The following is a 14,613-nucleotide window of genomic DNA, read 5'->3' as shown; positions in this document are numbered from 1 at the left end:
AGGGACGGTCCACAAGGTGTCGGCCGGGGAGATCATCGTGATGCCGGCCAACAAACCGCACTCGCTGCGTGCGGTGCAGCGGTTCAAGATGCTGCTGGTGATGATAAGGGCGTAAAGGCAGGGACTAGGGAGTTAGGGACTACAGAAGAAGGGGCCAGGGAAACGATATCCCTGGCCCCCGTTTTTTCATCTGCAGCCGCAGGTGGTGCGGGCTTTCAGCTCGGCTTCGTACCCTTTCTTGAGCAGCTTGGCCACTTCTTTGGAGTGGTAGGTCAGGATCAGGTCGGCGCCGGCTCTCTTGAAGGAGATCATGGTCTCCATCACCACGCGGTCCTCGTCGATCCAGCCTGCCTTGGCGGCGGCCTTCACCATGCTGTACTCGCCGGAGACGTTGTAGACGGCGGTGGGGAGGTTGAACTCGTTCCTCACGTCACGCACGATGTCCAGATACGGCAGGCCCGGCTTGACCATCAGGATGTCGGCGCCTTCCTCGACGTCCATGCGCGCCTCGCGGATGGCTTCCAGCCTGTTGGCAGGATCCATCTGGTAGGAGCGACGGTCGCCGAACTGCGGGGTGGACTCGGCGGCTTCCCTGAACGGACCGTAGTAGCCGGAAGCGTACTTCACGGCGTAGCTCATGACCGGGATGTCCTTGTAGCCGTTGTTGTCGAGCGACTCGCGGATGGCGGCCACGCGGCCGTCCATCATGTCGGAGGGGGCAACCATGTCGGCTCCGGCCCTGGCGTGGGAGAGGGCTTCCTTGGCCAGCAGTTCCAGGGTCTCGTCGTTGTCCACGTCGCCGTTCTTGATGATGCCGCAGTGCCCGTGGTCGGTGTACTCGCACATGCAGACGTCGGTGATCACGGCCAGGTTGGGGACGCTTTTCTTGATGGCCCGGATGGTCTCCTGGATGATGCCGGTGTCGGAGTAGGCGTCGCTCCCCATGGCGTCCTTCTGCTCGGGGATGCCGAACAGGATGACGGCCGGCACGCCCAGTTCGTAGACTTCCTGCGCTTCCTCGACGATGTTCTCGATGGACTGCTGGTAGATGCCGGGCATGGAGGAGATCTCCTTCTTGATCCCGGTGCCGAAGGCAGAAAACATCGGATATATCAGATCGTTGGCGGAAAGGGAGGTCTCTCTCACCATGTTCCTGAAGATTTCTTTGCTCCGGATCCTTCTCGCTCTGTACACTGGGTAGAACATTGCTCTCTCCTTTGGGTTTTGCTGTGAGTAGATCTCCAAACACACTGTGGTTCATGCTTCGACTGGCTCAGCACGAACGGATTTAACCTCTCTTACATCCAACCTTACATCTAATCCATCTAATCTAACAATCAACCTTACATCAAACCTTATATCAGCTTACGCCCACAACCCGCTCGCCCTGAGCTTGTCGAAGGGCGTGAACTTTTGCGAAGTTGACTAAGGTTTAGCCGCTGAGAAGTGCGCGATCAGTTCGGCGGTCAGGGCGTCCAGCGTGTATTCCGCCGGCTCCATGTCGACCTCCAGTCCCAGGTCGCGGCAGGTCTTGGAGGTGACCGGGCCGATGGAGGCGACCTTGACCCCTTCCATCAGGTGCAGAAACCGGTTGTCGCCGAGGATGCTGGCGAGGTTCTGCACGGTGGACGAGGAGGTGAAGGTCACGCTATCGACCCTGCGCTCCTCCAGCGCTCTGAGCGCTTCGGGGGGGATGTCGTCCGGCGTCTCGTTGGCGTAGGCGACCGGGGCCACCACCGAGGCACCCATCGCTTTCAACCTCTCAGGGATGACGTCGCGTGCGCGGTCGCCGCGGGGGAACAGGATCCTTTGCCCTGCCATCTCCATCTCCGAAAAGGCCGCCACCACACCCTCCGCCTTGTAATCCTCGGGAACCAGGTCGGCCTTGACCCCGAAGGGGGAGAGGGCGGCCGCGGTTTTGGGACCGACGGCGCAGACGCGGCAGCGGCCGAGGGCGCGGGTGTCGAGGCCGCGCTCGTGCAGCCTGTCAAAGAAGTACTTTACGGCGTTGTAGGAGGTGAAGACGATCCAGTCGAAGCCATCCAGAGAGGCTATGGCCTGATCGAGTTCGGCATAGCTTGCGGGCGGGGTGATCTCGATGGTCGGGCAGGCGTAGACCCTGGCACCAAGTCGCTCCAGCTTGGAGGAGAATTCGCCGGCCTGGTCGGCGCCGCGGGTAACCAGCACGGAGCGTCCGAAAAGGGGGCGGTTGTCGAACCAGCGCAGGGTCTCCCTGAGGTTCACCACCTCGCCCACCACGGTGATGGCGGGGGCCTTGAAGGACGCCGCACGCGCCTTTTCCGCGATGTCGGAAAGGGTGCCGATCAGCACCTCCTGCTCCGGCCGGGTCCCCCAGCGGATGAGGGCAACCGGGGTATCGGGAGCCCGCCCGTGGTCCATCAGGTTGCGGGTGATGGTGGGGAGGTTCCTGACCCCCATGTAGAAGACGACGGTGCCGCTCCCCAGGGACAGACCTTCCCAGTCGATCTCGGAGCTGGCCTTGCCGGGGCTCTCGTGGCCGGTCACGAAGGCTACCGAGGTGGTGACGTGGCGGTGGGTGAGCGGGATGCCGGCGTAGCAGGTGGCGCCGACGCCGGCGGTGATGCCGGGCACCACTTCGAACGGGATGCCGGCCGATACCAGGGCCTCGCACTCCTCGCCGCCGCGGCCGAAGATGAAGGAGTCGCCCCCCTTGAGCCTTGCCACCACTTTGCCAGAGAGCGCCTTCTCCACCAACAGCTCGTTGATCTGGCTCTGTTCGCGGTTGTGCTCGCCGCCGACCTTGCCGGCGTAGATGAGCTCGGCTCCCTTCGGTGCCAAGCGGAGCAGCTCGTCGTTGGCGAGGTAATCGTAGAGGACGACCTGCGCCTTGGCCAGGCACTCCCGTCCCTTGACCGTGATGAGGCCGGGGTCGCCGGGACCGGCGCCGATCAGGTAGACGAAGCCGTTTTTTGCGGAAAGAGTGGTCATAGTCTCATTTGGTAGGGACGGCCAGTTGAACAGCAGAAAGGCAAATCCCCCCTGTCCCCCCTTTATCAAGGGGGGGACGTAAAGCGGGAAATCATGACTGGTCGCATGGGGAGTAAAGCCCCCGCCTAAGCTGACGCTTTGCCGATTAAAAGGCAAAAGGCTAAGGGTGACTTAGCCTTTATAAAGCATTACCACAGAGGACACCGAGAGATGAAAAGAGAGGACACAGAGAAAGCCTAAGAGGAATGCGCTTCAAAATTCCTCTGTGTCCTCCGTGCGACCTCCGTGTCCTCTGTGGTTACGGCTTTTGACTCTACGCGCTAATTAAACCGGGATTTCCTTCTCCCGGGAGACCTCGCGCTGGTAGACCTCGGAGAGGATCGCGTGGCCGCCTTCGGCAAGCAGCTGTTCGGCGAGCTGCACGCCCAGTTTCTCGCAGTTCTCGGCGGGGCCGGTCACGGTTCCCTTGACGGAGACCTTGCCGTCCACCGAAGCGATGAAACCGGTCAGCTTGAGCTGGTCGCCGCTCACCTCGCCGTAGGCGGCGATGGGGACCTGGCAGCCACCTTCGCAGCGCCACAGGAGGGCGCGCTCGGCGCGCACCGCGTGGGCGGTGTCGGCGTGGTTGAAGAAGGCGATCGCCTCTTTCACATCCTCGTTGGAGAGGTTGCACTCGATGCCCAGCGCCCCCTGGCCGATGGCGGGGAGGGAAAGGTCGGTAGCCAAAAGCTCGGTGGCCTTGTCGGCGAAGCCGAGACGGTTGAGGCCGGCGGCTGCCAGGATGACGGCGTCCAGGTTCTCGGTCTCGAGCTTGTTGATGCGGGTCTCCACGTTGCCGCGGATGATCACCATCTCCAGGTCCGGGCGGACCTTCAGGAGCTGGGCCTGGCGCCTGAGGGCGGAGGTGCCGATGCGGGCGCCCTGCGGGAGGTCGGCGAACTTCACGCCGCGGGAGATCAGGGCGTCGCGGGGATCTTCACGCTCGGTGATGCAGTAGAGGCCGAGCCCTTCCGGGAACTCGGTGGGGACGTCCTTCATGCTGTGCACCGCGATGTCGATCTCGCCGCGCAGCATCGCCTCCTCGATCTCCTTCACGAACAGGCCCTTGCCGCCAACCTGCGCCAGGGGAACGTCGAGGATCTTGTCACCGATGGTCTTGATCTTGGTCAGGGTGACCGTCATGTCCGGGTAGCGTTTCTCCAGTTCGGACTTGACCCAGTTTGCCTGCCACAGTGCGAGCTGGCTCGCGCGGGTTCCTATTCTCAGCTCTTTCAGCGCCATCTCTTCCTATCTCCTTTGTATGTGAATCGGATGCTCAAGTTTCTAATTGTATCAGATCTTCCGTCGGGCCCGCTTTAGTCTTCCAGCTCCATCAGGTTGTTCTCCGCATGGTCTCCGGCCTGCAGGTCGAACAAGTTCCTGAGGGCGTCCACGTAGAGGTCGTTGCGGTTTCCCTGCTCGGTCTTTTTCAGGACGCTGGTCGGCTGGTGCAGGAGTTTGTTCATGTAGGCATTGGTCAGCGCCTCCAGCTTCTTCTCGGCGCCGGGGGGCAGGTCCTTCCAGCCGGCCAGGGTCTTGGCGAGCTCCGCCTTCCTGATCTCGTCGAAACGGCTCCTGAGCGCCACGATGGTCGGGGTCACCTCCAGCGACGAGAGCCACTTGAAGAACTGGCCGATCTCCTGCTCGACGATGGCTTCCGCCTTGGCCGCCTCGATCTTGCGCTGCTCGAGGTTGGTGGCCACCACGCCGTTCAGGTCGTCGACGGTGTAGAGGTAGACGTTTTCTACGTCGTTCACCTTGGGGTCGATGTCCCGGGGGACGGCGATGTCGATGAAGAACATCGGCTTCATCTTGCGGCGGCGGATGACCTCCGCCACGTCCTTTTCCCTGATGATGAAGTGGGGGGCGCCGGTGGAGGAGAGGATGATGTCGGCTTTGTGCAGCTGGTCGAAGAGATCTTCGAAATGGATCGGCTTCGCTTCGAACTCCTGGGCCAGTTTTTCGGCCCGCTCGTAGGTACGGTTGGTGACCATCACCCCCCGCACGCCGACGTTGATGAAATGTTTGGCGGCCAGTTCGCACATCTCGCCGGCGCCGATCAAAAGGACGGTCTTGTCGGCCAGTTCTCCGAAGATCTTCTTGGCCAGTTCGACCGCGGCGAAGGCGACCGAGACGGCGGAGGAGGCGATCTTGGTCTCGGTCCTCACCCTTTTGGCAACCGAGAAGGCCTTGTGCAGGAAGCGGTTCAGGATGATGCCGGAGCTCTTGTACTCGGCGGCGTACCCGTAGGAGGTCTTGATCTGGCCGAGGATCTGCGGCTCGCCCACCACCATGGAGTCGAGGCTGGAGGCGACGCGGAAGACGTGGCGGGTGGCGTCCTCGCCGTGGTAGCTGTACAGGTGGCTCTCCAGCGTCTCCAGCGGTACCCCGTGGTAGTCGGCCAGGAAGCGCTTGAGCCTCGCCATCCCTCCCGCTACGTCGCGGGTGGTGGCATAGATTTCAACCCTGTTGCAGGTGGAGACGATCACCGCCTCGGTGATGTCGGGAAGCGACACCACGGCGTGCAGCGGCTTCTCCATCTGGGTAGGGGCGAAAGCCACCTTTTCCCGGATTTCGACTGCGGCAGTTTTGTGCGAAAGCCCAACCACAATAATGTTCATAAACGTGCTGTCCCTTCTTGAGAATCGCGACCTACGCTGTCGTCGCGGCGGTCACGATCACTTGTAGCTGTGCAGCCCCGGCAGGAGGAGGTTCACGCCGAGGAAGGTGAAGAGCATGATGACGAAGCCGACGATGGAGAGCATGGCGGCCTTCCTGCCGCGCCAGCCGGTGGTGAGCCTGCCGTGCAGAAGGGCTGCGTAGATCAACCAGGTGATGAGCGACCAGGTCTCCTTGGGATCCCAGCTCCAGTAGGTCCCCCAGGCGGTCTCGGCCCAGATGGCACCGGAGATGATGGCGAAGGTGAGCAGCGGGAAGCCGATGGTGAGGCAGCGGTAGCTGATCTCGTCCAGGACGTCGAGTGGCGGCAGCTTCTGGAACAGCGAACCGAGCCGGCGCTTCTTCAAAAAGTGCGACTGGATCAGGTACATGATGCTGGTGCCGAAGGAAACGGCGAAGGCGGCGTAGCCCAGGAAGGCCATGGTGGTGTGGACGGCCAGCCACTTGCTTTTGAGCGCCGGGTTAAGGGGCGGGATGGCATGGGAGAAGGCCGCCGACACCAGCAGGACCAAAAGGGCCAGGGGGATCACGAAGGAGCCGAGAATGGAGACCTTGTAGCGCCTTTCGAACATGATGAAGACGCCGACGATGGCCAGGCTGAAGAAGGAGAGTGATTCGTGCAGGTTGGTGATCGGCGTGTGACCTGCCTCCAGGTAGCGGTCCAGCGTGAAGCCAAGGTGGACCAGGAGGCCTAAGATGATCAGCCAGTGGCCGGCGCGTCCCACCGACTCCTTGGGCTTCACGAGGAGGCTCAGGTAGCAAAAGGCGGCGACTGCGTAGATGACAAGGGTGCTGTTGAAGAGCAAGGAGTTCATGACGGATCCTTTTTTTCAGCTGCATCCGGCACCGGTCGGGACCCGGATTCGGAGAACTTCAGGAGTATCTGGTCTAATGCATCCCTTTGTCCGTTTCTGATCAGCGCCGGGAGGTCCAGCGCCGCAAGTTCGGAAAAAACCCGCTCATTGTATGCGCTCGCCCCCTTTTCAGTCAATAGCTTTTCACGGAGGGCTCTTAGAAGGCCAACCGCCTCGGCATATTCAGGGCCGAACTCTCTCTCCAGTTGCTCCACGATGCGTCGTGACAGTGCGGGACTGGCACCGGCGGTGGATACCGTGATAAGAAGTTCGCCCCTCTCCAGTACGGCGGGGGTGGTGAAGCTTCCCTGGCAGGATGCGTCGGTGACGTCGACCAGTATGCCGCGCCCGTTTGCCTCGGCTGCCACGGCCATGTTGACCTCCGGGGCGTCGGTGGCGGCAATCACCAGCAGCGCCCCCTCCAGGTCGCCGGGGAGGTACTCCCTTTGCAGATGGCAGAAGGCTCCGGCGGCAGCCATTTCGGCCAGCCGGTGGTCCAGTTGTGGTGCGACCACGGTGAGGCGGGCTCCTGCCGACACGAGCCGCCGTGCCTTGCGCAAGGCGACCGCGCCGCCCCCCACGATAACCGCCTTTTTGTCCCGCAGGTCCAGGTTGACCGGGTAATAGCGCAACTAAAACCTCCTCGCAGGCTGCCGCAGATAGGGAAGGCACACTATCGCGCAGAGCCACGCGGGTGTCAATGCCATATCTTAAGGCTCTATTAGCGGATGGCGTTGGTATCTATCCGCTCCTCCTTCCGCAGGGGGGGATGGCAGAGGGGACAGGCACCTAGCGGAGCCAGCCCCCACCTTCGGATGCTCCCGGTCCCTCGCCCCTTCAGCGGAGAGGGTGCCCGTTGGGCGGGTGAGGGGTCCCAGGGGACGAAATGAAAGGTGAAGAGGTGAAGAGGACATATTCATTGCCGTAGCCTTGGCGAAGGCCGCGGAACTGGGCAGGACGGGCAAAAAAGCCAAGACGCGGCGAGGGGAAGCGATGTATTATGAAAGACGAAAGTGCTTCGCTTACATGAAAACAATGCTGCTGAATGGATCGTCCATCTCGAGCTGAACCCGCGCCAGTGGCGACTTTGTGCTGACGCGGAGGCGACGCTGGGTGCAATAACTCCTTGCTTTTTTTGCCCGCTCATTTATAGTAATAAACACTTTTCTTATTAAAGGAGACGTCTCCATGGCCAGCGAAAACGTACGCACATTCACCGATGATAACTTTGAAAAAGAGGTGCTCCAGTCTGACATTCCGGTGCTGGTCGACTTCTGGGCCACCTGGTGCGCCCCCTGCAAGGCCATCGCGCCGCTGATCGACGCCGTCGCTTCCGAATACGAAGGGCGGGTCAAGGTAGGCAAGGTCAACGTTGATGACAACCCGGCCACTCCGGGCAGGTACGGGGTGCGCGGAATCCCCACGGTCATCCTGCTGAAGGACGGCAAAGTGCTGGACCAAGTAGTCGGCGCAATACCGAAATCACAGCTGGAGGCCCTGATTAAAAAGGCGCTCTAACATGAAGACGCGGATCGGTTTCAAGAAGTTGGCAGTCAGGACCCTTCCCCTCGCGCTTGCCGCCCTGGTGCTCTCCAGCCAGCCGGCGGCGGCCATACTGCAGAAAGGGGAAAAGGCTCCTGCCATTAAGTTGACCACCACCTCCGGACAGCCGATAACCCTCTCCAACTACCGGGGGTACGTGCTGGTGATGGATTTCTTCGCCACCTGGTGCATCCCGTGCAAGGAAGCTATCCCGCACCTGAACGCCCTTAACTCCAAGTACGGGAAGCAGGGGTTGCAGATCCTCGGGGTGAGCGTAGACGAGGGGAGCGACCGCGACGTGAAGGACTTCGTGGTGGCGCGCCACCTGACCTATCCGGTCGCGGTGGCCGGCGACGAGATGCAGGCCGACTACGGGCTGCGCTCGATCCCCACCATCTACGTCATCAACAAGAAGGGTATGGTGGCGGAAAAGTTCCAGGGCTACTCCGACCAGACCGCCAAGGCCATTGAGGACACCATCAAGAGGCTTTTGGCGGAGTAACCGACCACCACCTGCGACCGGCCCCGCCGATCAGAGCGACAACCTACGATGAAGCCCTGCTGGATAGGTCTACCAGCAGGGCTTCGTCATTTCCGGACCTCGCCAGCCTGTCGGAAACGGGCATACCCGTCGCCTTTCCGGCTGAGGTCATCGTCTAATCCTCCTCCGCTTTCCCCTGCTCCTGATCGATTTTCTGACTCCCCCTCTTTATGAACAGTTCCTGCTGGGTCATCGGGGGGGCGATTCCGTGAGACCTGAAAAGCTCCAGTATGGCGAAGTTGAGGCTGCTGACCAGCAACCCCTTGCGCTGGATGAGGGTGGTGCTCCAGGCGCGCAACTCGAACCTCAGGCCGTTGCCACCGAATTCCATCAGGCGCACCGAAGGCTCCGGCTTGTCCAGGACGTTCTCATCCTTGGCCGCCGCCTCCAGGAGCAGGCGCTCAACCAGATGCACGTCGCTGTCGTAGGCCACCGTCACCGGGATACGAAAGCGGACCCGGCGCTCGTTGTGGCTCCAGTTGATCACGTTCTCGGTGATGAACTTGGCGTTGGGCACGATGATGGTGATGTTGTCGTTGCTCACCACCTCCACGCTGCGCGCCCCGATGGAGATGACATCCCCCTCGATCTCCCCCACCACGATCCGGTCCCCCACCTTGATGGGGCGCTCGAACATGATGATCAGGCCGCTGATGAAGTTACTCACGATGTTCTGCAGACCGAAACCGGCGCCGATACCGACCGCTCCGGCGAGGACGTTCAGGGTGGTGAGGTCGATCCCGGCGGTCTGCAGGATGACCAGGAAGCCGATGATGACGATCAGATACCGGAGGATGGCTCCCACCGCCTGGCGCGCCCCCAGGTCCAGCCGTGTCCTGGTGAGCAGTTTCTCCTCGGTCCAGCGGCGCAGTTTGGCGCTCAGGTAGAACAAGAGCACCGAGAAGATAATGAGGTAGACAAGTGTCAGTACGGTGACCTCTTGGCCTTTGCCGACGGAGAAAAGCGGCCAGGTGAAGATGTCCTTGAGATCCGCGAGCCAAGATCGCAACGATGCCATGGCATCCTCCATGTTTACTAGGGGCCAGAACCGAGACAGATTGGGTGAAAACGGGGAGATGACGTCGAACGGCCTGGCCATTCAGAAAACATCGGTGGCGGGATTGGATTCACTAGAATTATGACAGAAAACGCTGAACGGTGCATCGGTAACTGGGGGTAGGCTGCTAAGTTATAGGCAAACGCCGCAACACTCCTGCGGTTTATTCACTGCTCGCCTGAAGTTTCCCTCCGGGTCTGTCGAAAATGCGTGGGTCCGCCCCATTGATTATAGTAAAATGAAGACGTGGTATCTGGTGGATACCGGTTCATAGCCCCGGCTCTCGGAGTTTTGGCGATACCCTCTCAGATATGGATGAATTTCTGAGCGGAAAACGGAAAGTCGTTGCAATGCCGAAGCTGAACGCAAAGTCGAATGCCAAGTTGAACTCCACGTCGCACCCAAAAACGAAGTCGAAGCCTGACTCCAAGCCAAAGGTGAAGTCGGATTCAAAAACCACCTCGGAATCCAAGCCCGCCAACGCGAGATCCAGCTCAACTCCCAAGCCACAAACAAAAACAAGGTCCCAGCCCAAGACAGCGTCCCACTCCAAGGCAGCGGCACAGCCCAAGGCAGCGGCACAGCCCAAGCCGTCCCTGCCTCTGCCGCCCACGACCCATATCAGGGAGAAACAGCCCCGGGGCGTCGCTCGCTGGCTGCCGGGCATCACCATGGCGCGCCGCTACCGTCGCAGCTGGCTCGTCAGCGATATCGTCGCCGGAGTGACGCTGGCATCCATTCTGGTCCCGATGGATATGGCTTATGCCGAAGTCGCCGGTCTCCCCGCAATCTACGGCCTGTACGCCTCCATCGTGGCACTCTTGAGCTACGCCCTCTTCGGGCCGAGTCGCATCCTGGTGCTGGGGCCGGAGTCTGCCGTGGTTGCCCTGATGGCCGCCGCCATTGTTCCCATCACCGCCAACGATCCCGGCCGGGCGGTTGCGCTGGCGGGGATGCTGGCGATCATGACCGGCCTTTTCTGCATCCTCGCCGGAATCCTTCGCTTCGGCTTCGTCACCGACCTTTTATCGAAGCCTATCCGCTTTGGGTTGCTAAACGGCATCGCCATGATTCTGGTGGTCGGACAGCTCCCCAAGGTCTTTGGATTTTCGATAAAGGGCGAAAGCGTGGTGGCAAAGGGAGAGGCAGTCGTTCGAGGGATCATGGCGGGGAAAGTCAACCTGACGAGCTGTTTGATCGGCGCTACCTGTTTAGCCGCCATACTTGCGTTCAACAGATATTTCCCGCGCGTGCCGGGGGTGTTGGTTGCCGTCGTCGGTGCGACCGCCACAGCCGCTATTTTCGACCTCGCTGTGAAGTCAGGCATTGCCGTGGTCGGGCCGCTTCCCCGGGGCTTGCCGGCTTTCCATCTCCCCGCGGTGTCCTCGGGCGACATAGGGACGCTGTTCCCCGCGGCGTTTGCCCTTGCGGTGGTCGCCTTCGCCGACATGAGCGTTCTGTCGCGGACCTTCGCCGCCCGTGGCGGCTATAAAGTTGACAGCAGCCAGGAACTCTTCGCCTTGGGCGCCGCCAACGTGATGTGTGGTCTGTTCAGCGGCTTTGCAGTAAGTTGCTGCGCCTCGCGCACCCCTGTCGCTGAGGAGGCCGGCGCGCGGACACAGTTGACCGGCGTGGTGTCGGCGTTGTGCATTGCCCTGCTGCTGCTCTGCGCCCCGATGTTGATCAAGGACCTACCCGAGGCGGCACTTGGTGCGATCGTGATCTCTGCCTGCATCGGACTGTCGGAAATCTCAGGAGTGAGACGTCTGTACCGTGTGCGGCGAAGCGAGTTTTTGCTGTCGATCATCTGCTTTGTGGCGGTAACGTTTGTGGGGGTCAGCGAGGGGATATTTATCGCGGTAGGCCTTTCGCTGCTGGCCTTCATCTGGAGGGCATGGCACCCCTATGACGCGGTACTCGGACAGATCCACGGCGTAGACGGGTTCCACGATGTGTCGCGTTTTGGCAAGGCGTGGCTGCTGCCGGGGCTGGTGCTGTTTCGCTGGGACGCGCCGCTATTTTTTGCCAATGCGGACATCTTTCACGACCATCTGCTGCAGGCGATAACCGACGTACCGACGGACGTGAAGTGCGTCATCGTTTCTGCGGAACCGATCACCGACGTGGACACCACTGCCGCGGATGTCCTGAGCCAACTCCACAAGGAACTGAGGCGCGCCGGCATCGAACTCTGTATAGCGGAAATGAAAGACCCGGTCAGGGACAAGCTGAAGACCTACGGCCTCTATACCCAGATCGGTCCCGACATGTTTTTCCCGACGGTTCGAAAGGCTATCGACTGGTATAAAAATGCCTACCAGGTGAAGGAAAAATATCCGACCGAACCGTTCGCGCCGACGCCGCCAGTGTCCACTCCAGCCAAAAGGGGCAAGACCCTCTCCAAAGGAGGACCGAAAGTTGGCAGCAAGGTTGCCGGAAAACGACGGGCACACCCGTAACGCCTGGTAAAACTCGCCTCAATCCCCCGCTGCATCCGTCCCATACTGGTCGGCATGATAGGAACTGCGGACGTAGGGACCGCTTTCCACGTGCTCAAATCCCATCTGCAAAGCTATTTCCCGGTACCGTTCGAACAACTCCGGTTCCACGAAGCGCTGCACGGGGTGATGCTGCCGGCTCGGCGCCAGGTATTGGCCGAGGCTCAGGTAGGAACATCCGGTGGCGACCAGATCTTCCAGCACGCTCAACAACTCCGCTTCCTCTTCCCCCAATCCCAGCATCACTCCCGATTTGGTCTTCAAGGCAGGGTTCAGGCGATGAGCCGCCGCCAGCAGGTCGAGCGACCTGCGGTAGTCGGCACCTAAGCGGATGTGGTAGAGCCGGGGCACCGTTTCCAGGTTGTGTCCCAGGATGTCGGGAGCGCCCGCTATCACCGTCTCCAAGGACGCGACACTTCCCATGAAATCGGGGATGAGCAGCTCCACCTTGGTGCGCGGAGAAGCCTTGCGGATCTCTTGGACGGTGGCGGCATAGCAGGAGGCGCCGCCGTCCGGGAGGTCGTCGCGGGTGGGGCTGGTGATCACCACGTGGGACAGCTTGAGCCGGCAGATGGCTTCGGCGACGTTGGCGGGCTCATTGGGATCGACCGGGAGCGGAGCTTCCTTGGAGACGCTGCAAAACGAGCAAAGGCGTGTGCAGATGCGTCCCATGATCAGGAAGGTAGCCTGCCGGTTTTTGAAGCATTCGGTGATATTGGGGCAGCGCGCCTGCTGGCAGACCGTGTTGAGGCGCAACTCGCCCAACAGCCCCTCCATCTCGCTGTGGGCGGAAGGGGAGATCTTCTTTTGCAGCCAGGCCGGTTTTCGAAGTTGGTTCATGTTGTTCTCTGCCAAAGGGAAGTCAGGGAAGATCGGGGATCAACTTGATTTCAAGCCGGCAGCCAACCGCTTTGGCATATTTTTTCAGGGTGGTCAACGAGGGGGAATGCCTGCTGGCACTCTCCAGACGGGAGACGGCACTTTTAGTGGTTCCCATTAGTTCTGCAACAGCTTCTTGGGTTAATCCCGATCTCGAACGGGCTGAGAGCAGTTCATGTATAAGCCCATATTCTTCTTCCAGGCTGTCGTACGCTTCCTTGAACCCCTTACGCTTTATTGCTTTTTGCAGAAAGGCATCGTGATCATGAGGAACCGGCTGATACTTCAGGTCAGCCATTTCCGAACCTCCTTCAACCGCTTACGGGCGATCTCCAGTTGTCTTACCGGCGTTGCTTGTGTTTTTTTCACAAAAGCGTGGAGTATCACAATGCGTCGACCAATCAAGAAGCAATAGAACCCTGGTCCAATTCCCTCGGATCCCCGTGCTCGCAGCTCAAAGAGGCCATCTCCCAGCGCACGTGAATAAGGCATTCCCAAATCGGGTCCGAACTCCTTCAAAAGTTCAGCTATCCTAGCGAAGTCGGCCAGGATGCCCACAGGCCATGATTCGATCTCCTTCTGGATGCGCGGATGGAAATACTCCAGTGAATACCTCATGCCTTGCTCCTTTATTGTTAGCAAAAATGCTAACTTCCGTCAAGGCGAGGGGCAGGGGGAGAGCTATCTCTTTGTTTCACAGGTCTGGCTGATATTCCACTCATGGCAGCGGTATTTCGTTTCCACCAACTGCGCGGCCATTCCGTTTTCCCCTTCACTGACTCCATCACGAAGCAACCGTACTCCGAGACATTGCTGGAAGGAGTTTACCAGCAACTGCTTCAAATGGGCCGGCTCCGGCTGAAGGCCCAACTCGTCAAGGCTTACGGCGGTGGTGACGGCATCGGCCGGTTCTTTGAGATAGCGGGCGGCGAGGTGGACGCGGCTTTTGAGGGGGATGGAGCCGTGCTGGAAGATCACGCCGCGCATGCGACGCTGGGCGTTGCCGCCGATCTTTCGCCCGGCCACCACCACGTCGTACTCTTCCTTCCCGGCGAAGCAGAAAGCGGTCCGCTCTCCCAGGCGCTCACCGGCCGGCTGCCGGTCGATGGCGAAGGCAGCCTCCAGTCCCAGCTGCCGGTAGGTCTCCAGCAGGAAACCGCACAGTTTGCGGAAGCCTTCCTTGACCCCCGTGGCGTCGCCGATCTGCTCGGGCGAGCAGACGATGCTGTAGGTCACTTCGTCGCCGTGATAGATGATGCCGCCGCCGGTCATCCGGCGCACCAGCGGCACCCCTTCCGCGGAGCAGAGGTCGAGCCTGAGGGACGACTCGGCGTCCTGGTAGCGGCCGAGGGAGAGGGCGGGAGGTTCCCAGCCGTACAGCCGCAGCACGGGGAGAGATGATTCGGGATTGAAGCTGGACAGTAGCGCCTCGTCCAGCGCCATGTTGGCAGGGCCATCCAGCGGTCCAGCATCGATCAGGCGCCAGGTGGGCGACGGGTTGGGCATAAGGGGTTCCTTCAAATATCAATCTCGCCAGTAAACAGCGAAAAAAGG

The 14,613-nt window shown here is 60.7% G+C and carries 16 protein-coding genes; 4 read left to right on the top strand and 12 right to left on the bottom strand.

All coding sequences use genetic code 11. The annotated features are described in order from the left end of the window. On the top strand, positions 1-115 hold a 115-nt coding region (locus VJ604_RS12775; protein ID WP_518517913.1), incomplete at its 5' end, for a cupin domain-containing protein. 71 nt (positions 116-186) lie between these two features. On the opposite strand, the gene hemB is transcribed toward VJ604_RS12775, so the two are convergent. The 6 genes from hemB to VJ604_RS12745 form a co-directional block, all read right to left on the bottom strand. Further along, on the bottom strand, positions 187-1,206 hold the full coding sequence (hemB, locus tag VJ604_RS12770; protein WP_324083085.1) for a porphobilinogen synthase: 1,020 nt from the start codon (positions 1,204-1,206) through the stop codon (positions 187-189). A gap of 219 nt (positions 1,207-1,425) precedes the next feature. Next, on the bottom strand, positions 1,426-2,970 hold the full coding sequence (gene cobA, locus VJ604_RS12765) for a uroporphyrinogen-III C-methyltransferase (RefSeq protein WP_324083083.1): 1,545 nt from the start codon (positions 2,968-2,970) through the stop codon (positions 1,426-1,428). Positions 2,971-3,294: 324 nt separating this feature from the next. Then, positions 3,295-4,251: a hydroxymethylbilane synthase gene (gene hemC, locus VJ604_RS12760; RefSeq protein ID WP_324083080.1), complete on the bottom strand. Its 957-nt coding sequence runs from the start codon at positions 4,249-4,251 to the stop codon at positions 3,295-3,297. 74 nt (positions 4,252-4,325) lie between these two features. Next, on the bottom strand, positions 4,326-5,630 hold the full coding sequence (gene hemA, locus VJ604_RS12755) for a glutamyl-tRNA reductase (RefSeq protein WP_324083078.1): 1,305 nt from the start codon (positions 5,628-5,630) through the stop codon (positions 4,326-4,328). 57 nt (positions 5,631-5,687) lie between these two features. After that, positions 5,688-6,503, bottom strand: a complete 816-nt coding sequence (gene ccsB / locus VJ604_RS12750) for a c-type cytochrome biogenesis protein CcsB (RefSeq protein WP_324083077.1) — start codon at positions 6,501-6,503, stop codon at positions 5,688-5,690. Next, complete coding sequence (locus VJ604_RS12745) at positions 6,500-7,174, bottom strand: precorrin-2 dehydrogenase/sirohydrochlorin ferrochelatase family protein (RefSeq protein WP_324083075.1); 675 nt, start codon at positions 7,172-7,174, stop codon at positions 6,500-6,502. Before VJ604_RS12745 ends, ccsB begins: the two co-directional genes overlap by 4 nt. Positions 7,175-7,730: 556 nt before the next feature. On the opposite strand from VJ604_RS12745, the gene trxA reads away from it, so the two are divergent. Beyond that, on the top strand, positions 7,731-8,060 hold the full coding sequence (gene trxA, locus VJ604_RS12740; protein WP_324083073.1) for a thioredoxin: 330 nt from the start codon (positions 7,731-7,733) through the stop codon (positions 8,058-8,060). 1 nt (position 8,061) lies between these two features. Further along, positions 8,062-8,586 carry a TlpA family protein disulfide reductase gene (locus tag VJ604_RS12735; RefSeq protein ID WP_324083072.1) on the top strand — a complete coding sequence of 175 codons (525 nt, stop codon included), beginning with the start codon at positions 8,062-8,064 and terminating at the stop codon, positions 8,584-8,586. Positions 8,587-8,740: 154 nt separating this feature from the next. Here VJ604_RS12735 and VJ604_RS12730 read toward each other — a convergent pair whose 3' ends face one another. Both VJ604_RS12730 and VJ604_RS12725 read right to left on the bottom strand, forming a co-directional pair. Beyond that, the gene (locus tag VJ604_RS12730; protein WP_324083070.1) at positions 8,741-9,643 is read right to left on the bottom strand and encodes a mechanosensitive ion channel family protein; all 903 of its coding nucleotides are present in this window, start codon (positions 9,641-9,643) and stop codon (positions 8,741-8,743) included. Positions 9,644-9,950: 307 nt separating this feature from the next. Next, positions 9,951-10,355: a hypothetical protein gene (locus VJ604_RS12725; protein WP_324083068.1), complete on the bottom strand. Its 405-nt coding sequence runs from the start codon at positions 10,353-10,355 to the stop codon at positions 9,951-9,953. Between VJ604_RS12725 and VJ604_RS12720 the strand changes: the two genes are divergently transcribed. After that, positions 10,354-12,141: a SulP family inorganic anion transporter gene (locus tag VJ604_RS12720; RefSeq protein ID WP_324083066.1), complete on the top strand. Its 1,788-nt coding sequence runs from the start codon at positions 10,354-10,356 to the stop codon at positions 12,139-12,141. The genes VJ604_RS12725 and VJ604_RS12720 overlap by 2 nt on opposite strands. 18 nt (positions 12,142-12,159) lie before the next feature. On the opposite strand, the gene lipA is transcribed toward VJ604_RS12720, so the two are convergent. From lipA to VJ604_RS12700, 4 genes are all read right to left on the bottom strand, one after another. Next, positions 12,160-13,020 (bottom strand): lipoyl synthase, encoded by an 861-nt coding sequence (lipA, locus tag VJ604_RS12715; protein ID WP_324083063.1) that lies wholly within the window; start codon positions 13,018-13,020, stop codon positions 12,160-12,162. 22 nt (positions 13,021-13,042) lie between these two features. Beyond that, positions 13,043-13,357, bottom strand: a complete 315-nt coding sequence (relB, locus tag VJ604_RS12710) for a type II toxin-antitoxin system RelB family anti-toxin (protein ID WP_324083061.1) — start codon at positions 13,355-13,357, stop codon at positions 13,043-13,045. Beyond that, a complete protein-coding gene (locus VJ604_RS12705) occupies positions 13,345-13,677 on the bottom strand; it encodes a type II toxin-antitoxin system RelE/ParE family toxin (RefSeq protein WP_324083058.1) in 333 nt (110 codons plus the stop codon). The genes relB and VJ604_RS12705 overlap by 13 nt, the downstream gene beginning before the upstream one ends. A gap of 63 nt (positions 13,678-13,740) precedes the next feature. Beyond that, on the bottom strand, positions 13,741-14,565 hold the full coding sequence (locus VJ604_RS12700; RefSeq protein ID WP_324083056.1) for a lipoate--protein ligase family protein: 825 nt from the start codon (positions 14,563-14,565) through the stop codon (positions 13,741-13,743). Positions 14,566-14,613: the final 48 nt, after the last annotated feature.

Origin of the sequence: Geomonas sp. (assembly GCF_035254065.1) — a bacterium.
Lineage (GTDB): Bacteria > Desulfobacterota > Desulfuromonadia > Geobacterales > Geobacteraceae > Geomonas.
Note: the sequence above shows the minus strand (reverse complement) of the source record. Positions and strands in the feature narration are given on the sequence as shown.